20 protein-coding genes are annotated in these 22182 nt (G+C 44.9%); 8 read left to right on the top strand and 12 right to left on the bottom strand.

All coding sequences use genetic code 11. The annotated features are described in order from the left end of the window. Positions 1 to 7 precede the first annotated feature (7 nt). Together OH463_RS15575 and OH463_RS15570 are read right to left on the bottom strand one after the other, a co-directional pair. On the bottom strand, positions 8 to 229 hold the full coding sequence (locus OH463_RS15575; protein ID WP_009698378.1) for a hypothetical protein: 222 nt from the start codon (positions 227 to 229) through the stop codon (positions 8 to 10). Between the two features lie 99 nt (positions 230 to 328). After that, the gene (locus tag OH463_RS15570; protein WP_269991551.1) at positions 329 to 1720 is read right to left on the bottom strand and encodes an aminotransferase-like domain-containing protein; all 1392 of its coding nucleotides are present in this window, start codon (positions 1718 to 1720) and stop codon (positions 329 to 331) included. 177 nt (positions 1721 to 1897) lie between these two features. Between OH463_RS15570 and OH463_RS15565 the strand changes: the two genes are divergently transcribed. The 4 genes from OH463_RS15565 (at position 1898) to OH463_RS15550 (ending at position 6155) form a co-directional block, all read left to right on the top strand. Then, the gene (locus OH463_RS15565) at positions 1898 to 2128 is read left to right on the top strand and encodes a hypothetical protein (RefSeq protein ID WP_026000256.1); all 231 of its coding nucleotides are present in this window, start codon (positions 1898 to 1900) and stop codon (positions 2126 to 2128) included. Positions 2129 to 2483: 355 nt separating this feature from the next. Further along, positions 2484 to 2783 (top strand): hypothetical protein, encoded by a 300-nt coding sequence (locus OH463_RS15560; protein WP_005445160.1) that lies wholly within the window; start codon positions 2484 to 2486, stop codon positions 2781 to 2783. Positions 2784 to 3316: 533 nt separating this feature from the next. After that, positions 3317 to 4783: an HD domain-containing phosphohydrolase gene (locus OH463_RS15555; protein ID WP_269991550.1), complete on the top strand. Its 1467-nt coding sequence runs from the start codon at positions 3317 to 3319 to the stop codon at positions 4781 to 4783. Between the two features lie 181 nt (positions 4784 to 4964). Next, positions 4965 to 6155: an amino acid aminotransferase gene (locus OH463_RS15550; protein WP_026138237.1), complete on the top strand. Its 1191-nt coding sequence runs from the start codon at positions 4965 to 4967 to the stop codon at positions 6153 to 6155. 105 nt (positions 6156 to 6260) lie between these two features. Here the strand turns inward: OH463_RS15550 and OH463_RS15545 are convergent, their stop codons facing one another. Beyond that, positions 6261 to 6902 (bottom strand): outer membrane beta-barrel protein, encoded by a 642-nt coding sequence (locus tag OH463_RS15545; protein WP_026000254.1) that lies wholly within the window; start codon positions 6900 to 6902, stop codon positions 6261 to 6263. A 220-nt stretch (positions 6903 to 7122) separates the two neighbouring features. Between OH463_RS15545 and OH463_RS15540 the strand changes: the two genes are divergently transcribed. Continuing rightward, the gene (locus OH463_RS15540; protein WP_005445155.1) at positions 7123 to 9012 is read left to right on the top strand and encodes a DUF294 nucleotidyltransferase-like domain-containing protein; all 1890 of its coding nucleotides are present in this window, start codon (positions 7123 to 7125) and stop codon (positions 9010 to 9012) included. Between the two features lie 11 nt (positions 9013 to 9023). Beyond that, a complete protein-coding gene (locus tag OH463_RS15535) occupies positions 9024 to 9740 on the top strand; it encodes a 3'-5' exonuclease (RefSeq protein WP_033001524.1) in 717 nt (238 codons plus the stop codon). 71 nt (positions 9741 to 9811) lie between these two features. Here the strand turns inward: OH463_RS15535 and OH463_RS15530 are convergent, their stop codons facing one another. Next, entirely contained in the window at positions 9812 to 11695 is a 1884-nt protein-coding gene (locus OH463_RS15530; RefSeq protein WP_005445153.1) for a methyl-accepting chemotaxis protein, read from the bottom strand. Between the two features lie 228 nt (positions 11696 to 11923). Then, positions 11924 to 13495, bottom strand: a complete 1572-nt coding sequence (locus OH463_RS15525) for a BCCT family transporter (RefSeq protein WP_005445152.1) — start codon at positions 13493 to 13495, stop codon at positions 11924 to 11926. A 396-nt stretch (positions 13496 to 13891) separates the two neighbouring features. Here OH463_RS15525 and cosR point away from each other — a divergent pair, with 396 nt between their 5' ends. Beyond that, on the top strand, positions 13892 to 14368 hold the full coding sequence (gene cosR / locus OH463_RS15520) for a MarR family transcriptional regulator CosR (protein ID WP_005445149.1): 477 nt from the start codon (positions 13892 to 13894) through the stop codon (positions 14366 to 14368). Between the two features lie 48 nt (positions 14369 to 14416). On the opposite strand, the gene OH463_RS15515 is transcribed toward cosR, so the two are convergent. From OH463_RS15515 to OH463_RS15490, 6 genes are all read right to left on the bottom strand, one after another. Beyond that, on the bottom strand, positions 14417 to 15055 hold the full coding sequence (locus OH463_RS15515) for a response regulator (protein ID WP_005445147.1): 639 nt from the start codon (positions 15053 to 15055) through the stop codon (positions 14417 to 14419). Continuing rightward, a complete protein-coding gene (locus tag OH463_RS15510) occupies positions 15048 to 16403 on the bottom strand; it encodes a cache domain-containing protein (protein ID WP_005445145.1) in 1356 nt (451 codons plus the stop codon). Before OH463_RS15510 ends, OH463_RS15515 begins: the two co-directional genes overlap by 8 nt. 158 nt (positions 16404 to 16561) lie before the next feature. Beyond that, entirely contained in the window at positions 16562 to 17848 is a 1287-nt protein-coding gene (locus OH463_RS15505) for a TRAP transporter large permease (RefSeq protein ID WP_005445143.1), read from the bottom strand. Between the two features lie 12 nt (positions 17849 to 17860). Beyond that, entirely contained in the window at positions 17861 to 18400 is a 540-nt protein-coding gene (locus OH463_RS15500) for a TRAP transporter small permease subunit (RefSeq protein WP_017817914.1), read from the bottom strand. A gap of 132 nt (positions 18401 to 18532) precedes the next feature. Next, positions 18533 to 19627, bottom strand: a complete 1095-nt coding sequence (locus OH463_RS15495; protein ID WP_005445140.1) for a TRAP transporter substrate-binding protein — start codon at positions 19625 to 19627, stop codon at positions 18533 to 18535. Between the two features lie 415 nt (positions 19628 to 20042). Further along, positions 20043 to 20447: a hypothetical protein gene (locus OH463_RS15490; protein ID WP_017817912.1), complete on the bottom strand. Its 405-nt coding sequence runs from the start codon at positions 20445 to 20447 to the stop codon at positions 20043 to 20045. Between the two features lie 270 nt (positions 20448 to 20717). On the opposite strand from OH463_RS15490, the gene OH463_RS15485 reads away from it, so the two are divergent. Continuing rightward, positions 20718 to 21386 carry a DUF2982 domain-containing protein gene (locus tag OH463_RS15485; protein WP_005445138.1) on the top strand — a complete coding sequence of 223 codons (669 nt, stop codon included), beginning with the start codon at positions 20718 to 20720 and terminating at the stop codon, positions 21384 to 21386. A gap of 11 nt (positions 21387 to 21397) precedes the next feature. On the opposite strand, the gene OH463_RS15480 is transcribed toward OH463_RS15485, so the two are convergent. After that, positions 21398 to 22054: an MBL fold metallo-hydrolase gene (locus OH463_RS15480; RefSeq protein WP_005445137.1), complete on the bottom strand. Its 657-nt coding sequence runs from the start codon at positions 22052 to 22054 to the stop codon at positions 21398 to 21400. Positions 22055 to 22182: the final 128 nt, after the last annotated feature.

Raw genomic sequence — 22182 nt, 5'->3', positions numbered from 1 at the left:
CATGAATCTAAGACTTATTCTCATCATCTTTATCTGCCTTGGCGGCATACTTAACACCCAGTACGCACAAACCAAACATAATAAAGGGGATCACAGCCGCGGTGTATTCCGTCCACGCCATGTGAGAGAACGATTTCGCCAAAATAAGGTGCGCAAATACCAACAGAAATGCGCTAAAAATGGCAACGGCGATCAATCTTAATTCATGTTTTACCAACTGCTTTTTCATTGTCACTCCAATCATCACAATATTTCTGTATCCGATTGAAGCACAACCCAAGTAAACCACTCTGATACAGTTAGGTCAAAAAAGGATTAAACAGTTTCTTTAGTGAAGTAACTCACCCAATTTCCCCAAAGCCTGACACAGATTGTCATCAATGGGCAGAGAAGTATTCAAACGCAGATAGTCCTGATATTGCTCATCGACCGAGAACAACGCACCATGCGCAACAGTTACCTGCTGTGATAGCAAGGTGTGATGAACCGCTTTACTGCTTATCCCTTGAGGCAACTTAAGCCATAAGAAATAACCGCCAGGAGGAAGATAGTACTCGATAGATTTAGGCAAACACTCTTTCATTGTTTGCACAAACATAGCTTGGCGCTGTTCAAGCCCTTTACGCAACTTTCTTAGATGATTGTCATAGCTGTCATTTTGCAGGTAATGCGCAACTCCCTGTTGAATAGGTGCACTGCCAGATAGCGTCGACATCAGTTGAAGCTTTTGAACACGCTCGTTAAAGCGCTTGGTGATCACCCACCCCAACCGATAGCCAGGACAAAGACTTTTTGAAAGAGAGCCACAATGCAAAACGCGCTCTTGGTCATCATAGGTTTTCAGCGATGTAGGTTTCTTGTCGGAGAAATACAACTCTGCGTAAACATCATCTTCAATCAGATACACATCATGTAGATTGGCAAGCTCAACAACACGTTGCTTTTGTTCGTCACTCAACGAAGTGCCTGTTGGATTATGAAAGTTACTCATAAGCCAACAAGCCTTAACGTTGTGCTGTGCAAAAGCTTGTTCCATCTGAGCCAAGGAGTGCCCTTTTTCGGCATCTACCGAGATCTCAATGGCATTCAACCCTAGTCGTTCAATTGCTTGTAACGCACCATAAAATGTTGGCGACTCAATGACAACCGTATCCCCTGGCTCAGCAACCACTTGCAAACTGAGGTTGAGCGCTTCTAACGCGCCAGAGGTAATAACGATATCATCATGCGTTAAAGTCATGCCTTGCTGTATATAGCGCTGGGCAATCGAGCGGCGTAGAGAAGCACTACCCGGTGGTAGGTTATCTAACAAGGTATCTGGTCCCATTTTTCGCCCGGAACTGGCAAGGTTACGGTTTAGTGCTTCGAGAGGAAAAAGTGCTGGGTCAGGAAACGCGGAGCCTAGCTTTGTCGCGTTTGGCACGGTTTGTTGTTTGAGGAAATCGTACAACTCATCGTTTAGTGAAGTACGATACGCATTGTTATCAGCACCAGCAGCGTCGAGACGTTCGAGCTCAGCAGTAACAAAGTAACCCGACTGAGGTTTAGCAATCACCCAACCTTGCGCTTCGAGCAATTGATAGGCTTGTAACACAGTTCCTGCACTGACCGAATGGTTGCGGCTAGTGACACGCACGGAGGGCAACTTCTCTCCTGCTCTCCATGTATTTTGTTGAATTTGCGTTTTAAACAGCTCAGCCAGTTGGCGGTATCGGTTCATGCTTCCCTCATTTCTTACTACCGAGCGCACCTTAGCATACTTCACGCCCTGATTCCGATCTTCGACTTATCAAACTCGAAACGTAATTAATCAATCTTAGTGATATCAATTGACGTTACGAAATGAGAATTTATGTTCCATACTTTCAAAGGTATGAATATTCTACGGGAGGAAATGATGAAAATGTTTACGATGGATGACCTCTCTTATCGAGGCATACACGAAGGAGTTCATAGCTGGGACCACCCAGAAGGCAATAACCCATATTATTGGCACCCAGATTGGTTGCACATCGCTGAGGATGCACTAGGGGTGCACCCAAAAGCAGAACTCGATGTCCCAGAGGGTGAAGCAGCCACACCTGAGCATGCAAAGGCAGCAATTATCAAACATCTCAATGGGCAATAATATTGATTATACCCAAGTGACTTCTAGATGCAGGATTCAGTGCGCTGTCATTGATTCGAGGTCAAGGAGAACAACCGCAGCGGAATAGTTAGCTCTTTCCAAGTTGTTTGACTCAGAGATCGAATCAACGACACGCTCCCAAAGGGCGAGGTTACTTGGGCATAAATACCTATTTTTCAGGCGGTTATTGCTAGGTGGGATCAACAAATATATCTGAATGAGAGCTGTGCAACGGAATGGATCATTTATCAACAAGATAAATAGATAGCAGTCACATTAATTCCGATGACATCTGTTACATTTATAGAGTAATGGTGACGCACACCTCAACTCATGACTATGAGAGACGATAATAATGACGAAATACAACGAAAACGACATTCAATACAAAGGCGAATCTAATGGTGTTCACTCTTGGAGTACAACATCAGGTCAGCCTTACTACTGGCACCCAGATTGGTTGCACGTTGCTGAAGACGCAACGGGTTCTCATCCTAAACAAAAAATCGAAGTAGAATCCGCTGAAGCACCAACAGAAAAACATGCATTGAAAGCTATCCTTAAGCACATGAACGATTGGGCAACAGGCAAACTGTCTTCTAACCCAGACATCGAAACGAATGCACATGAATCACAAATGGATTTGAAAAAGTAATTCCTACCCTTTTTCATGTCGATGATTGAGACCAAGCCTCGCCATAGCGGGGCTTTTTTGTAAATCCTTCGCTATATCAATGTCACTTCAAGATGCTAGATTCAGAGTATTGTCACTATTCCCTCTTTACCAAAAGACAGCAAGGAAAACAGCGAAGCGGAATTGCAAGCTATATCCAAGTTGTTTGACGATGCTATTTAGTTAGCAAAGAACGTACTTCAGTGACAGGCTCCCGAAGGGCGAGTGGCTTTAGTTCACATGCTTCTTTAACAATTTTCGAATTAGCCCCCCTAGATCTTCAAATTGTTGCCTCACCTTCAAACCAAGCCATCCTCGCTGAAGCAAGCATCTCAAGGTTACTTGAGCATATACATAACAAATTTCTATCATTTATAAGAATCTATCGATAAAATTTCAGGTCTCGATTTTACTAGTGACAGATCAATCAACAGACATCAATTCCACAGTACCTCTCTCTTCTTGCTCAACTAAGAGAGAAAACGATGCTGAGATTTGTCCAAAAAAGGATAACCATGGTGAATACTAACTACAATGCACCACTTACATTCCAACTTTACCTAGCTGCGGCGTTCTTTTTTGGCACATACGGTGGACGCGTCTGCCCGATGCTCAGCACGCTGAGCGTATACGAAGTGATCTTACATTGCGCGGTGGTTTTTACGTTCCTCTATCTTGTTCGCCACTTTATTCTTGTCTCACATCCTTTGATTGCACAAAACCGACAAGCCAAGCTTGATACTGTGTTGTTTACCGCTGTAAGTATTCCTTTTGCTGCGTACTATAACCTTCAATACGACTTTACCTTCGACAGCAATGTGAAAGTGTTGTTTGGTATGGCGCTCTTTGGCTTTTTAACTGGTTCTATCTTGCAACTGCAAAGCAAGCTGGTTCAATTTGACAGCCTACGTCAACAAAACCAATTTGGCTTTGCGTTATCAGGTCAGCGCCAATCCATGGTGAAACAAATGATAGGCATGATGATCGCCTTGCTCATCACCTTGACCACCATTTTGACCATGGTCGCAGTCAAAGACATTTATTGGTTGGAGCAAAACCCAGAGCAAATCACCAATGGGCTAGGCAAAATCAGCTTCATTAAAGAGTTGGTTTACATCGCACTTGTCGTCGGAGGCTATGTAATCGCGATTATGGTGCTTTGGACTCGCTTGATGCAAAAGATCTTGTTTAGCCAAGAGCAAGCTTTGCTGGAAGTGACACAAGGGAAAATTGCGCAACGTTTACCAGTTTTCCAACATGATGAGCTTGGCTCGATGGCCTGTTTAACTAACCAAATGCTCGACAGTTTGCAACTGTCGCAAGATGAGGTCAAAGCCACGCGAGATGTTGCCATTGTCAGTTTGTCGGCATTGGCTGAATCACGTGATAATGAAACCGGTGCGCACATTATGCGCACGCAACAATATGTAAAAGTATTGGCTGAACATTTAAGCCAATTTGAACAACATTGTTCATTACTGACTCCAAATTATATCGAACTACTTTACAAATCGGCGCCGCTGCATGACGTCGGAAAAGTCGGTGTACCAGATAGCGTGTTACTAAAACCGGGAAAACTGACCGATGGAGAGTTTGAGATCATGAAAGGACATGCACAAATTGGTGCCGAAGCGCTGTCAATTGCTGAAAAACAGCTAGGAAGTAGTTCGTTTTTGCGCGTTGCTAAAGAGATTGCCCTAACACACCATGAAAAGTGGGATGGTAGTGGCTATCCAAATCAATTAAGCGGCGAGAACATCCCTTTATCCGGTCGTTTAATGGCATTAGCAGATGTGTATGACGCTCTTATTTCTAAGCGTGTATATAAGCCTGCTTTCAGCCATGACAAGGCGAAAGCCATCATCCTAGAGGGTAAAGGCAAACATTTCGATCCTCAAATCGTCGATGCATTTCTTGCAGTTGAAACCGAATTTCAACATATCGCACATCAATATCAAGATGAGCAAAACATCGCCGCTTAGCCAATTATCCCCCTCTTAAAACGCTTGTTAAGAGGGGTTTTTATATCAAAAGCCTCCGTTATGTTAGATTTCTGTTTCAAATCAAAACTTTTTTAAGTTTTCTTATCACTAACTGTTGTAACGAATATTGCTGAAAGGTATAAATGTCAGCAGACCCCTTCGATTAACATGGATGAAGATTATGTTTGAAAAAGTAGTTGCCGCTCCGGCTGACCCTATTCTTGGACTTACTGAAGAGTTTAAAAAAGATGCTCGCGCCGAAAAAATTAACCTAGGCGTTGGTATTTACAAGAACGAACAAGGTGAAACCCCTGTTCTTGCGACTGTTAAAAAAGCCGAAGCCGCACTGATTGAAACTGAAAAAACCAAATCTTACCTAACAATCGAAGGTACAGCAGAATACGGTCTAGCAGTACAAAAACTGCTTTTCGGTGCAGACGCGGAAATCGTTGCTGGCAAGCGTGCTAAAACAGCACAAGCACCAGGTGGCACAGGTGCTCTACGTGTAGCAGGTGAGTTCATTAAGCGTCAGCTTGGTGATGTGAAGATCTGGATCAGCAACCCTACTTGGGCAAACCACAACGGCGTATTCACTGCAGCTGGTATCGAAACAGCACAATACAGCTACTACAACGCAGAAACCAAAGACAAAGACTTCGCTGCTATGGTTAACGACCTGCAAGGTGCATCTGAAGGTGACGTTGTTCTTCTGCATGGCTGCTGTCACAACCCTACAGGTATCGATCCAACAGCTGAAGAGTGGGAAACGCTGGCTAAGCTGGTTGCAGAGAAAAAACTGCTTCCTCTATTCGACTTCGCATACCAAGGCTTTGCTAAAGGTGTAGAAGAAGATGCAGCAGGTCTTCGTACTTTCGCTAAGTACAACAAAGAAATCCTAGTCGCGAGTTCTTTCTCTAAGAACTTCGGTCTATACAATGAGCGTGTTGGTGCATTCACTCTGGTTGCTGAATCAGAAGACGTTGCAACAACGGCGTTCTCACAAGTAAAAGCCATCATCCGTTCTATCTACTCTAACCCACCAGCGCACGGTAGCGCTGTTGTGACTCACATTCTTGGTGACGCAGACCTGCGCGCAGAATGGGAAGCGGAAGTAGCGGAAATGCGTAACCGAATCCAAGAGATGCGTGAACTATTCGTTGCTACTCTTAAGGCAGAAGGTGTGGATGCTGACTTCAGCTTCATCGAGCGCCAAAACGGTATGTTCTCGTTCTCTGGTCTATCCAAAGAGCAAGTAAACCGTCTAAAAGAAGAGTTCGGTATCTATATCGTAGGCTCAGGTCGTATCAGCGTTGCAGGTATGACAAAAGCAAACATGGGTCCTCTATGTAAAGGCATCGCTGCGGTTCTGTAATCGCGTCGAAAGTCACAAATTAAAAAGGTCAGCACTCGCTGACCTTTTTTGATTCTACCGCTTGTTGAAACGCCACTATACAAGGTGGCGCTACACTCCTATGAACTAATACACAAACTTAAAGCTAATTCCAACTTCATTGATGTGATCTGACGGTTGACCTTGATAATCGGTGTCACGGAACTGGTAATAAAGACCGGTACCAATCACGCGATGCCATTGGTAGTTAAAGGCAATCTTATAGTTGTTCTCGTCGACGATATCACTTCGATTCAAGTGCACTTCTGCCGTCCCCATTAGCTTTTCACTAAATAGGTAATTTGCCCCAAACGTGACGCCTTGAATAAACTCGCTATCCGAGGACAGTGTACGGTCGGTTTTATCATCAGTCGCTTTGGCTTTAATTGCGCCAATCCCATAAATCCCGTAGATATCAAACTTCTCGTTGACGCCATAACGATAACCACCACCGAACAACAAACGGTCAATACGCAAAGTGAAATTGTCTGGGTGGAAAAATTGCGCCGAGTAGTCAACGTTAAACAGCCAGTTATCGGTAAATAGGTAATTACCGCCAAGCCCTAGAGTGGTAGCGTTAGAATTATCGAGCCACTCTTCATTCGTTGTCCCGGCACCAATGTCTAAATTAATGTGCTCGTACCCAAACTTCTCGACCTGTTCTGACTCTGAGGCAACGCTCATTAGTGGTAATGCTACAAGAGGTGCAGCGAATAATAGTCTTACCATTCTACTTCCTTCCATGAGTGTCATCCAAAACTCTTCTTTAATACGCCCATTGTATTGATTTAATTCGGCATCTTGATGACAGCGTAGCCGAATTGATGGCGATTTGCCGTGCGACTTGTCCGAATCTTATCATTGCGCACGAAAAACAGTGATCCGATAAGATTCTGTTTTAAAACTAAGTTAAGATTACCCTATCACTTGCAAACCAAAAGGCACCTTAATGGAAGCAGAACTTCTCGAGATATATAACTTTCTCGCCAAGTATCCCCCATTCAACGAGCTTCCGGAAGAAACGCTCACCAAAGTGACCGAGAACATCGAAATCTCATACTATCGTCAAGATACTCCCGTCATTCATTTCGGCGACCAGATCCACGATCTATACATGGTTCGTAGTGGCGTGGTTGAGGTCTATCGACGCAAAGGTGAACTTTACAACCGACTCGACGAGGGTGACCTTTTTGGTCAAATGGGGCTTCTGACCAACAACAAAGTTCGCTTCCCAGTAAAAGCGATAGAAGATTCCCTACTCTACTGCATTCCTCAAGACATTTTCCAAGAACTGTATGATAACTTCGACTCATTCGCTGATTTTGTTGAAGTAGAGAACAGCGCTCGTTTGCGCCAAGCAGTGTCAGAAAACAACGATGCCAATGACCTAACCACTTCTAAGGTCAAAACCTTATTAACCCGTGACGCACCGACGATTGAACGTGGACAGACGATCCAAGAAGCCGCGCAATTGATGGCGCAAGACAATGTTTCTTCATTGTTGATTGTGGACCCAGACTTTGTGCTGGACGAAGAAGACCCACAATCTCCGGTGCTAGGTATCATTACCGACCGTGATTTGTGTACCCGAGTGTTAGCCGAAGGCTTATCACCGCAAGACGATGTCTCCACGGTGATGACCACTGAGGTTATCTCACTCGATCATAACGCATACGTATACGAAGCCATGCTGACCATGTTGCGCTACAACGTGCATCATTTGCCTGTGGTTAAAGATCAAATGCCGATTGGTATTATCGAAGCTACCGATATTGTACGTTATGAATCGCAAAACTCACTGTTGCTGGTCAGTAGTATCTTCCAGCAGCAAAGCATCGAAGATTTAGCGATTGTGGCAGAAGAAGTAAAGAGCAGTTTTGTTCGCTTGGTCAACGAAGACGCCAACTCACACATGGTGGGTAGCGCGATGTCGGTGATCGGTCGCAGCTTTAAGCAACGCCTTTTAGAAATGGCAGAAGAAGAACTCGGTCCACCTCCTATCCCTTATTGCTTCCTTGCTCTTGGTTCAATGGGGCGCGACGAACAGTTGCTGGTCACTGACCAAGACAATGCAATCATCCTAGACGACACCTACAAAGAAGAGAAACACGGTAAATACTTTGAGGCTCTCGCGCAATATGTCAGTGATGGTTTGAACGTATGCGGTTACAAGTACTGTACTGGCGACATTATGGCGACCAACCCGATGTGGCGAATGACCCGCTCACAATGGGAAGAATGCTTTGCCGATTGGATTGATGACCCCAATCCAAAAGCGCTACTCAACGCATCCATCTTCTTTGATTTAGATGGGGTTTACGGTCGCTTAAAATGGGCAGAGCAGCTCACCAGCTTCATCGTACGTCGTGCCCGCAAGAACAATCGCTTCCTAGCCTGCTTGGCACGTAACGCATTAAATCGAACTCCACCACTTGGCTTCTTCAAAGACTTTGTGATGGAAAAAGACGGTCAACATAAAAACTCAATCAACTTGAAACGCCGTGGTACTGCGCCATTGGTCGATCTGATCCGCGTTCATTCTCTGGCGGTAGGCTCACGTGCACAGAATTCATTTGAGCGTCTCGATGACATCATTGATGCTGGCATCTTACCAAAAGGGCGCGCACAAGATCTTAAAGACGCCATGGAGTTCATCTCAATGGTGCGTATCCGCCACCAAGCAATTGATGTTGAGTTAGGTATTGAACCAGACAACAACATTGAGCCTGAAAACTTGTCGGATTTTGAACGTCGTAATTTGAAAGATGCGTTCCAGATCCTAAGTAATGGTCAGAACTTCCTTAAGTTCCGCTATCAGGCTAGTAACAAGTTTAAGTGAGGCGTGAAGTGATAAAGAAGTTATTTCAAAAGCCGAGTATTCAGTGGCCAGTGAAGTTTCAGCAGAAACTTGAGCGTGCCACTGATGAACGCTTAGTCGCCTTTTACGGTAAAGCGCTGCCAGCACCTGAAACGCCACTATCCCAAGTGGAGTTCGTTGCGCTTGATTTTGAGACTACCGGTTTGAACCCACAAAAAAACGGCATCATCACCATTGGTTTGGTGCCGTTCGATCTCAATCGAATTTTCCTACGCCAAGCAAAGCACTGGAAGGTGCGACCACAGGAAAAACTCGATGAAGAATCAGTCATCATTCATGGTATCACTCACAGTGAACTGATTGACGCTCCCGATCTGGGTGAAATCCTCGCTCCCTTGCTAGAAAGCTTAGCGGGTAAGATTGTAGTGGTACATTACCGCCGTATCGAGCGTGAGTTTCTCGACCAAGCACTGCGCTCTCGTATTGGCGAAGGTATTGAGTTTCCAGTTCTTGATACGTTGCAAATTGAAGAAAACATTCAACAAAAAGCAGCGGGCGGTCTTTGGAACAAGCTCAAGGGCAATAAGCCAAAATCATTACGCTTAGCCCAGTCTCGCCGTCGTTATGGCTTACCAGACTATACACCGCACCATGCTCTAACCGATGCCATTGCTACAGCAGAGCTGCTGCAAGCCCAAATTGCCCATCATTATAACCCAGAGCAACCTATCAGTAGCCTGTGGTTGTAATTCGGCTTACGTTATCTTTGAGCAACAAAAAAGGAGCCATATGGCTCCTTTTTATTCAAAACAACAAAAGCTTACAGCTTAAAGCGTCTGATCTCTTGTTCTAGCTCGTGAGAAAGCTCAGACAGGTGCGCTGCTTGCTCAGCCGCCTGGTGCGCTTCCACAGAAAGCTCATTCGATACGTCACGAATGCCCTCTGTATTACGAGTAATCTCAGTGGTTACTGACGCTTGCTCTTCTGCTGCTGAAGCAATTTGAGTTGCCATATCACTGATTCGCTCTACCGCAGAGTGAATTTGCGTCAGGCTAACTGCCGCAGAGTTTGCATCATCCACGCTAGTATCTGCTAGACGACGACTGTCATCCATAATACCCACCGCTTTCGCCGTAGTACCTTGTAGCATTTCGATGGTTTCTTGAATCTCTTGCGTTGAAGCGTGAGTACGTTGGCTCAACACACGAACTTCATCCGCAACCACCGCAAAACCGCGACCTTGTTCACCAGCACGTGCTGCTTCAATCGCCGCATTCAGTGCCAGTAAGTTGGTTTGTTCGGCAATACCTTGAATAGTCGAAAGAATCGTATTAATCGCGTTACCGTGCGCTTCTAGCTCTTGAATCACGTTGGTCGCGACTTGAACTTCTTGCGCTAGGTTTTGGATCGAACCTTGCGTTTGCGTTACTTGACCAGAGCCATGCACACATGCTTGTACCGCTTCTTCCGAGCTTGATGCTGTGTTGTCCGCGTTACCAGCAATCTCTTGTGTTGCTGCCGCCATTTCGTTAACCGCAGTCGCCACCATGTTGATTTCGTCTTGCTGGTAAGAAATACGCTGGCTACGTTCTTCGGCTTGCTGTGCCGTTGTACGAGCTTGCTCAGACAGTGCGGACGATACGTGACTTAGTTTCGTCACCATCGTGTGCATATTGCCGACAAAACGGTTGAAGTTATCAGCCAGCTTGCCGACTTCGTCATCACTGCGCGGTTCTAGACGTTGCGTCAAGTCACCTTCACCAGAAGCAATTTCTTCCAATGCTTGTGAAACACGACCCAAATCGCGGAACAAGAAACCTACTAGCCATGAAACAGCAACAATCACGACGATAGTGATCAACACAGCGGTGATCAGCATTTCTCGTAACAATTGAGCGTGGCTTGCCTCTTCTGTTGCACGATCCATTTCAATCGCAAACATCCAATGTGTGCCAGGCACTTTACTGAAGTAGTAAAGCTTCTCTTTGCCTTTGATTGTTGCACTTTCAATCGCACCAGAGTTGGCTGCGCGCTCAATAGAATCTTTAGAAAATTCTTTAGAAAGGTCGGTGATTGGCTTAAGCGTTAGGCTCTTATTTGGATGAGCAAGGAAAGTGCCATCGTTCATATCGATCAGCATTGCATGAGCATTGTCACCTGCGTCTAGGCTGATGACGTCATTGATCAACTGGTCAATCAATACATCTGCACCGACAACACCAATGAACTTACCGTTTTTCATTACTGGCTCAGCAATTGTCACCAATAGCGCGTTAGTGATAGCGTCTTGGTAAGCTTCTGTGATGATTTGCTTGCCTGCTGCGTTTGCGTCTTTGTACCAAGGACGCGTGCGAGGATCGTAATCAGCACGGTTACGCTCGGGATGAGAACGATACATACCACCTTCTGGTGTACCTAAGAAGATATCGTCAAAGCCACCAGCTTTACGTGCTTGTTGTAGGAAAGGCACAACGTCTTGCTCAGTTGAGTAGTCGTTGAAAGCCGTCGCAATATCTTTACGAATTGCCACCCAGTCAGAAATACCTTCTGAAGCGGCGTTACTTAGGCTTTGTGCTCGTGAATAGACACCTGAACGCGTCTGATCAAGAAGTTGACCAGCCGACAACCAAGTCAGTGCTGTTGCCATCACAACAACAGCAGAGAGGCTTGCGCCAATTAGCTTTTGTTTTAATGATAATTTCATAATTATTATAGAGGTTGGGAGAACAGTTAAGGTGGGTGAATATTACACATTTTTTAATCACTAATCACGAGATTTTACTAATAAAAATAAAACATTAACTCATTGTAAATTAATGACTTATTTCGTCATTATTTTGTCTACCGTCAGAAAAATCACACAAAAAAAGCCAGCAAAACGCTGGCTTTTTTAACTTACTAATATTTAAGTAATATTTATAAATCTTATCAATTATTGACGTTCGGTTCTCATACCCATAAGCAGGCTGACACACATCGCCAATAAAACGACGGTAAATGGCAGTGCAGTAGAAATTGCACCCGCTTGCAGCGCTTGAACAGCTTCAGAACCACCGATCCACAGTAATGCAACCGCAATCGCACCTTCCATGAATGCCCAGAATACACGCTGTAACACTGGCGCGTCGACTTTACCACCAGCGGTGATGCTGTCGATAACCAATGAGCCTGAGTCTGAAGAAGTAATAAAGAATACCAATACTAGTACGACTGCAATGATGGATAGCATGTTACCGAATGGCAATACATCGAACATTTGGAACATCGCAAGGGAAACATCAGTCAAACCATTTGCACCTAGCTCGCCCACATTATTGATCACTTGGTCGATAGCAAGACCACCGAATGTCGACATCCAAATCAAGGTAACTGCTGTCGGTACAATTAGAACCGCAGTGATGAATTCACGAACGGTACGACCGCGTGAAACTCGAGCGATAAACATACCTACAAATGGTGACCATGAGATCCACCAAGCCCAGTAGAATACTGTCCAACCTTGGAACCAAGCTTCATCAGTACGATCAAACGGATTACTCAGTGGAATAATATTCTCAACATAAGCCATCAATGTGGTTGGCACAGAGCCTAGTGTTACCGCCCAGCCGATCAAACCAACAAGGATAAGCAATAAGAAAGCAATCACCATGTTGATGTTACTGATGACTTTTACCCCGCCATCAATACCACGAACAACAGAAACAACCGCCAATAGCGTAACAACGGTGATAACGACAATTTGCAGTCCTAGTCCTGGTTCAACGCCAAAGACATGGTGAATACCACTTGCCGCTTGTTGTGCACCTAGACCTAGAGAAGTCGCCAGACCAAACAAGGTTGCCAATACCGCTAGAATATCCACGATGTGACCTGCCCAACCCCATGCGCGATCGCCCAATAACGGGTAGAAAATCGAGCGCATTGAAAGCGGCAGACCTTTGTTGTAAGTAAAGAAAGCAAGAGATAGTGCCACGACACCGTAAATCGCCCATGGGTGCAGACCCCAGTGGAACATGGTCGCACCTAGTGCTAGCTTCGCGGCTTCTGGTGTGTTTGCTTCTACACCCAACGGGGTTTCATACCAACCAGTGAAGTACGCTACTGGCTCTGCCACACTCCAGAACATCAAACCGATACCCATACCAGCAGCAAACAACATTGCCAGCCAGGACATGAATGAGTAATCAGCGACAGCATCTTTACCACCAAGGCGAATCTTACCCATTGGTGAAACGATGAGAGCTAAACAGAAGATAACGAAGATGTTACCAGAGATAATAAACAGCCAGTCAAAAGAACCGATGATTTTCCACTTAATGCCGTCGAGTGCGGTCTTAGCGGTGTGTGCGTCCAGCACAAGTGCAGCAATAAGAAACAGTGCAATGAAACCAGCACTGATACCAAAAACAGGATTATGTACGTCAAAACCCCATTTCTGGACGTTGTCTTGACCAACCGTATAGTCGGTACTGTCGATACTGTACTTATCTATACCTTTTGTCATTATTCCTCTCTTTTTATGTTCAATCTTCTTAACAAGGCATTAAAAATCATTTGAACACGATACATTTTATTTTCCATGAAAGTGGAAGATCCTACCATTTGAGGCGTTTTTGTCTATCTTTTGCTGATAAAAAATCCAATAACTTACATTTCAATCAGAAAAGTGTAGCTAAAAAAGCGGAAACAACCACAGCAATACTTAGACCACAAACATTTCTTACTATAATAATTCTAGTCGTTGCTTTTTTCCTCGCTCAATGACCTTAAAAACAATAAGGAGAGCCAAGGCAAATTATTGAAAATTGGTGTCGCGATCCCTAACGAAGCCCTTTAAATAACAGCGCATTTGAGTTAGTGTCGCCTCGTTACATGATCCCTTAATGACTGGATTACGAAATTGGAAAAGTACGAAGAAGTTTTGGTCTCGATTCGTCAGATCATCCGCGCTATTGATTTACATTCTAAGAAGTTAAGCAAAGAGTCTGGTTTGACGGCTCCTCAGCTGATCCTGATGCGTGCCATTAGTGAATTAAATAACGTCACTATCAAACAATTGTCTAGCCATACCAACATGAGTCAGGCAACGGCAACCACTATCCTTGACCGCTTAGAGCGCAACCAACTTGTTGAGCGCCGCCGCAGTGTCGAAGACAAGCGTAAAGTTCACGCGGTATTGACGGAGAAAGGACAAGAAGCCTTAAAACAGGCCCCGACGCCATTGCAAGAGCATTTTATTAGCCGCTTCCAAAAGCTGGAAGAGTGGGAACAGAGCTTGCTTTTGTCTTCTGTGCAGCGCATCTCGACCATGATGAATGCAGAAGATATTGATGTTGCCCCTATGCTTGAACTTGGCAGTATTACCAAGCCTGAATAAGTATCCCTTCGAGCGCTCTGATGTATGAAAGCATGAGGGCGCCCCTGCCTACTCTATCAATCCTGTTTCAAAAGCGTATTTCGCCAACTCAGCCGTCGAGTGCAAATCCAGTTTGTGTTTGATGTTATGGCGGTGCGTTTCTACCGTTCGATAGCTAATGTCCAACAGCGTCGCAATCTTTTTGCTGCTGTTTCCTTGCGCCACTAACTTAAGTACCGCTTCTTCCCTGCGGCTAAGTGGGTTCGGCTTTTGCGCTGCCGGGACGACATCCTGCGTAAATAAGGTCTGGGTAACGGATTCGCAAAAGTAAGTCGATCCTTGGTTCACCGTTTTTATTGCTTGCACCATTTTCTCTGCTGAAATTTCTTTCAGCATGTAACCTACCGCGCCAGCTTGCATCACCTTCATGATGTATTCACGGTTGTCGTGCATGGTGAGCATTAAAATTTTGCTCTCTGGACGCTCTTCCTTAATTACGCCAGTAGCTTCAATGCCATTCATGATTGGCATACTGATATCCATCAAGATGACATCTGGATTGAGAAGCTTTGATACTTCAATTGCCTCAAGCCCATTACTCGCCGTACCAATCACATCAATATCAGGTTCCAGTTCCAAACGCGCCATAAAACCATCAAGCACCACCTGATGGTCATCAACTATCACCACGCTAATTGGTTTATCCATAAACTAATCCATCCAAATCTAACAATACGGTGATTTCCGTCCCCAAACCGGGCTCGCTCATGAGTTCAAACTCGCCTCCGATAAACTCAACACGCTCACGCATGTTCCGCAATCCAATTCCTTGTCGGTGCACTGAAGGGTTGACCATAAAACCCGTACCGTCGTCTCGTATCAGTAATTGCAGCATATTGCCCATTTTTTGCAAAATTACTGTGACCTTTTTTGCTTTGGCGTGCTTCTCAATGTTGTTTAAAGATTCCTGAGCCACACGATACAAGGTTGTAGCCACTTCAGATTTCAACTTCACTTGCTCGGTATCAAAATGGCTATCGATGTCCATACCAGAGTGCGAATGAAAATCTTGCAATAATGTAGAAAGCGCGGCTTCTAAGCCAATATCATCCAAGGCACTTGGTCTCAGTTGGTGAGAAATATGGCGAACTTCATTAATCGCAGTGATCAACGAGCGTTGAGATTTATCTAGGTGAGCTTTGAGCTTTTCATCTTCAATACGATGCGCCATCAAATCGAGGTGACATTTGCTCGAAACCAGCAATTGATTGATGCCATCATGGAGCTCTCTCGCCAGATGTTTTTTCTCATCTTCTTGGAACATCACCGTTTTGTGGGCAAGCTCTTTTAGGTTCTTATCCGCTAAACGATGCTCGTGTAAATTGATGGCAAGTGTCAATACGATGATCACCGCCACCGTAACCACCAGAATAATCACCACGGTGAAAAAGGTAGTCTCGATATTTTGATTGATTGCCGCACGCATATTGGCGACTTCACGGCTCACATCTTCAATATACAACCCAGTGCCAATCATCCAATCCCATTTATCAAGCCATGCCGCATAGCTCAGCTTTGGTACCACCTCCCCCGTAGAGGGCTTTTGCCATAGATATTGATGGAACCCGCCCCCAAGCTGCGCTTGATAAAGCAGAGCCTCAATCAGGTGATCGCCATTTTCATCTTGAATATGCAGTAAATTTTGTCCGACTAAGTCCGGGAGAATGGGATGAACAAGGTTCGTACCGTGCTTATCGTAGGCAAAGAAATACCCGTCTGAACCGTAACGTAAGCGGTTTAGGATCGCTTTTACGCGCGCTTTCGCGTCAGCCTCTTCAAGCATAGGATCGTTATAGATATGGGAAATGGCATCAAAGGCGAGATCTACGGTATCTTTTAGTGCCGCTTCTTTGGATTGAATTAAGTTCTGATGAAAGATTTCCACCTCACGCTGCCCCAAGGTTTTCGCTTGGTAAATGGAAATCCAACTGATACTGGCTGACACCAAAACCACAGGGATCAGTGCCAACAAGATTAACTTGGCTTTGAGAGGCATCCTTTCCCTCCAATGAAACGCTGATTAGGCTTGGGGCTGTTGACCTTTCGCGATTAAAATCGGTTCGAAACATCACAGACCCTGCTCGCTAATCAGCTTAACAACTTGTCTCAAAAGGTGAAAATTTTCACATCACAATTCCTTGCTTCTTACTTGCATTAGGACATGCCATAGAATCCTGGGAAAAATAGCAATGAAGCAAGTACCACAATCTGAATCGCAATGAATGGCATCACACCACGGTAGATATCCCGAGTGGTCACGCCTGCTGGAGCCACACCTTTTAGGTAGAACAAACTAAAACCAAAAGGCGGTGTTAGGAATGAGGTCTGCAGGTTCATCGCAATCAAAATCGCAAACCAAGTCATGTTGATACCCATCAACTCGGCAACAGGTGCAATGATTGGCACGATAATGAAACAGATTTCTACGAAGTCGATGAAGAACCCAAGGATAAGGATGACTAACATGGTAATGATCAAGAAGCCCCATTTTTCACCCGGAAGTTCCAACATCCACTCTTCAACAAGATAATCCCCCCCAGTGTACGTAAACGCCATTGAGAATGCCGTTGCCCCGAGCAAAATCGCAAAGACCATCGCGGTCACTTTTACGGTCTCTTTCGAAGCTTCATACACCATCGACCAACTAAACTGTTTGTAAAGCAACGACAATACAATTGCACCAGCCCCACCCAGTGCTGCGGACTCTGTTGGGGTAGCAATACCCGCAAAGATAGAGCCGAGAACAACAATAATCAGCGCCAGCGGTGGCAGTACGGCTTTCAACGCGGTAATCACTTCTTCTTTACGACTGATAGACTCATCACGCTCGATAGGCTGGGCTGCTTCAGGATTCAGTTTGGCGTAAATCAAAATGTAGATCACATACGCGCCCACCAGCACCAATCCCGGCCACACTGCGGCTTGGAACAAATCCCCGACTGGTACACCGAGAACATCCCCCAGAAGAATCAAAACTATGGAAGGCGGAATGATTTGACCTAATGTGCCCGACGCACAGATGGTGCCACAAGCCAATCCTTTGTCGTAATTGTACTTAAGCATCACTGGCAAGGAGATCAACCCCATTGCCACTACCGATGCACCGACTACCCCCGTTGATGCGGCAAGCAAGGCACCCACCAACACGGTTGAAATGGCAATACCACCGCGAATACCACCAAACAAACGCCCCATCGACTCAAGCAATTGCTCAGCCAATCGGGTCTTTTGCAACACTAATCCCATGAAGACAAACAGAGGTACTGCCATCAGTACCGTATTCTCCATGATGGATTGAATGCGATAAGGCATGAAAGCAAACATCTCAATGCCTTCTGCCCATACGCCAAAAATTAATGCGATGCCGCCAAAGGTGAAGGCGACAGGAAAACCAAGCAGTAGCGCAAATAACGCCACAAAAAACATCACTATACCGATCATACTGAATTCCTTTTACGACTTACCGTTGTTACCGGCATAGATAAGATGAGGGTTAACAATTTTGTTGATGGAATGAAGCAGCAAACCAACTCCGCTTACCGCCATAAACAAAAACGAAAGTGGAATCATACCTTTAATGATCCATCGGTATGGCAAACCACCCGGATCTCCAGATGTCTCACCCAGCGAGTAACTCTCTTTGGCAAAGTCGACACCAAACCAAGCAACCAATAGGCAAAAGGGAAACAAAAAAAGTAAAGTGCCTAAAATGTCGATTATGGACTGCGCTTTGTATGACAAACGCTCATAGAAAATATCGACGCGTACGTGCCCGCCGGATTTAATTGCGTAAGGCACACCAAGTAAAAACACGGCAGAGAAAAGGTGCCATTCCATTTCTTGAAAGGCGATCGAGACGTCATTGAACACGTAGCGCATGACAACGTCGTACACCACGTTCGCTAGCAACAAAATAAATAAGATGCTGGATAACCAGCCTAGAAAATCACCGAAGCGGTTAAAGATTCGCTCAATATAAATAAGGCTTCTCATTCCGAACTCCATGGAACATGGGGGAGATTGGCTCCGCTGGTTCGCGGAGCACTTGTTATGACCTTCTCTAAGAGAAGTTTTCTTGGGCTTCATTGGCAGGCTAAATCACTCGAAATAGCCTGCGATACGAAGTTATTGCTGAGCTTGGCTGTTTAAGTAAGCTCGGTGTGAAATGTCAGACCAAGGGCGTACTTGCTCGATGTAGCTTGCTTGTGACTCTTGGATTTCTTTCGCTAGCGCGTCTTTCTCAGCATGCTGTTTTAGCAAACGCTCGTTCGCTTCTCGCAGCGCTGAAATCACCTCAGGTGGGAAGTCTTTAACTTGTACGTCTGGGTATTCTGATTGGATAGATGCCCAGTTCTTACCACTTTCATGTTTAGACTGCGTGTACATATCGTAAGCCGCCGCTTTCATCGCTACTTGCAAGATCGCTTTTAGATCATCCGGTAGGCGTTCCCAAGTACGTTTGTTCACTAGGAACTGCAGTTCGGTACCTGGCTCATGCCAACCTGTATAGTAGTAAGGAGCAATTTTGTGGAAGCCCATACGCAAATCCAGAGATGGTCCTACCCACTCCAATGCATCAATCGTGCGTCGTTCAAGAGAAGTGTATAGCTCACCCGGTGCGATGTTTGTTGGTTTTGCACCCAGCTCTGCGAGAATTTCCCCAGCGAAACCCGGAATACGCATTTTCAGACCTTTTAGATCATCTACTGATTTGATTTCTTTCTGGAACCAACCGCCCATCTGGGTATCGGTGTTACCACCAGGGAAAGACAGCAAGTTATGCGGAGAATAAACCTTCTCCATCAACTCCATGCCACCACCGTAGTAAAACCATGCGTACTGTTCTGTTGGCAACATACCGAAAGGCATAGAGGTGAAGTAAAGGGTGTTTGGTACTTTGCCTTTCCAGTAATAAGAAGCGGAATGTCCCATGTCGTACTGACCGGATTTCACCATATCAAACACGCCAAGCGGCGCTTTATGCTTGTTTGCGGAATCAATACGAATTTGTAGGCGTCCGTTTGACATTTCTTCTGCCATTTTCGCCATGTTCTTTGTTGCATCACCGAAGATAGGGAAATTCGGTCCCCAAGTCTCCGCTAGTTTCAAGCGATACACTTTATCGTCAGCAGCGTTAGCAGAAGTCGCTACAAATGCCATGGTTGCTACCATCGCTGTCGCTTTGAGTACTCGTTTCAAAGATTTTTGGATAAGACTCATCGTTCACGTCCTTTGTCACCAAGGTTATTGTTGTCATCCATTACATAAGGATTCGATATAGAAGATGGGACATTACTTGGAAGTAAGAAATGGGCATGAACACGCAACAAATCGGTGTCTATAAGCTAGGCTTAGTCGTTAGTATTACGTATTTCTGCGTAGGCGATGAGCGATCATCATGAAACAAAGTCGTAAAATCAGAATGTTATCTATTTCATTTGGAGAAAGCAGCATAGAAACCACGTACGTGGTTAACTGCGAAAAAATTTACACAGTATTTAATAAATTGTGACAAATGACGGGTTTGTATCGTTAGAATGCTCAATTATAGAAGGGAAAAAGCCGCTCTTAAGGTAAAAAAATACCCCGGTCAATGCCGAGGTATTTAATGCAAAAAACAGAATTACAGCGGTAATTAAACTGCTTTATAGATAACTTTGTTACCTGCTAACTGCTCTTTTTGAACTAGGTTTTCTTCAAGAAGCTTCTTCAGTGCGCCAGTAGCCCATGATGCCGCTTTAGTGTCTTCTTGACCAGCAGCCAGACCGATACCTTTAGGGTTGATACCTTCTGCGTTTGCTACAACGATATCTAGTACTTGTTGCTGCTTAGGAGTAAGTGCAACCTCAACCGTTTTTGCTGCAGCTACTTTCTTCTCAGCTACTGCTTTTTCAGCAACAGCTTTTGTAGCAACGGAAGGTGCTGCTGCTTTCTCAACAACAGGTTTAGCCGCCTTCGGTGCTGCAACTACGTTTGCTACTGTCGCTTTAATGCGTTTTTGCAGTTTCATCTGCACTTTACGCTTATGAGCAAGTCTCATTGAATATTTCTCCAGTTCACTGCATCTCAGCAGGGATGAAAATTTGAAGCGCGTTTTATACCAAAAATCACAAACGATTTGTAGGTTTTAGCGGCGAAACGCGATGAAAAATGCGCTCATTGCATAGAACGTCTACTATTTAATCAGATAAATTGTGAACGGATTTATTGAATACTGGGTATAAAAACAGAGGTTCTTTGTTTCTGATAAGCAAGTAAATGAATATCAAAAACAAGAGTCTCAACACCATTGTTCAATGAGGCTAAAAGCATGGAAACGCGGCATCTCAGCAACTCACATTTCAAATCTGACTCCCCCATCAACAAATTGATCATGTTTATGGTTGTCACGATTACCTTATTTCTGGTTTTAATTGCTCCAGGATGGAAACAAGCCATGTTGTCGGTGATCTTGATGGCACTCATCGTTGGCTTTGCCATTGTAATGATCAAAAAGAGCCAGGTCTCTTTCACGCTCACCGCTTCTCATTTCCAGCAACATCTTTTCAAAGGCGGCTGGGTACTACGTTGGAAAGACATTGATTCAATCGGTATTTGCACCTACGAGCAAGAAGGTTGGCATCAGCCTTTACCTTGGATTGGTATTCGCTTGAAGCACTATTCCCCTTATCTCAACTCGATCTGTCCTCGAATCGCAACGGAAATTTTATTAGGGCAACGAGCTTTGCTTTACTTAGGCGCAAGACAAAATAATTGCGAAACAAAATTTGAAGATATGGTGTTAGACCCCGCTCCATACATTAATCAAGAAGGCATGCATTACGAAGGTCTACAAGCCATGCTGGCGAATAGAATGAAGTATCAGAGGCAGTTTTACGGCTATGACGTGTTTATTTCAGCCAGTGACTTAGACCGAGAAGCTGAAGAGTTTGTGGGATTGGCTCGACGTTACTTAGCTGCCGCCGAGCCAGATGCTTAATTCAATGCGCCTTAATATAGAGGCATTTCGTCTGCAACGAATGGGTTTGTCTTGCGTTCATGACCAAACGTCGATTGTGGGCCATGCCCAGGAACGAAAGTTACATCGTTGCCGAGTGGCCACAGCTTTTCTTTGATCGAACTTATCAATGTATTGAAGTCCCCTTGAGGGAAATCTGTACGACCTACACTGCCGTTAAACAAAACATCACCAACGAAAGCAAGACGAGCTTCTTCACTGTAAAGCACAACGTGACCAGGCGTATGTCCAGGCGTATGAATAACATCTAAAGTTTGGTTGCCAAAAGAGACCTTATCGCCCTCATTTAGCCATTGATGTGGTTCAAACGCTTCAGTCAATGGGAACCCAAACATTTGACTCTGACCTTCCAAGCCTTGCAACCAGAAGTTATCCGCTTTGTGTGGCCCAACAATTTCAGTACCACCAAGAAGAGCAGATAATGGTTCAGTGCCGCCCACATGGTCTAAGTGACCGTGTGTCAGAACTAGGTTTACAACCTCAACACCCAACTCTTTGATCAGCATTGCCAGTTGCTTTTCATCACCACCCGGGTCAACCACAATGCCCTTCATGGTTTCATCACACCAGACAATAGAACAGTTTTGAGAGAAAGATGTTACGGGAACAACTTGGTACTTCAGAGCCATAGATAACCTATACCGAATAAATTTTCGTGAAAACTGCGGCAACTATGACACTAAGCCTGAGTGACTTCAAGCGCTGAGCCATGGGTAATTAACGACTTTCTACGTCAATAAATTAAGTCTTAGGCAGG

The sequence above is a fragment of the Vibrio sp. NFR genome (assembly GCF_027587095.1).
GTDB classification, from domain to species: domain Bacteria; phylum Pseudomonadota; class Gammaproteobacteria; order Enterobacterales; family Vibrionaceae; genus Vibrio; species Vibrio harveyi.
Note: the sequence above shows the minus strand (reverse complement) of the source record. Positions and strands in the feature narration are given on the sequence as shown.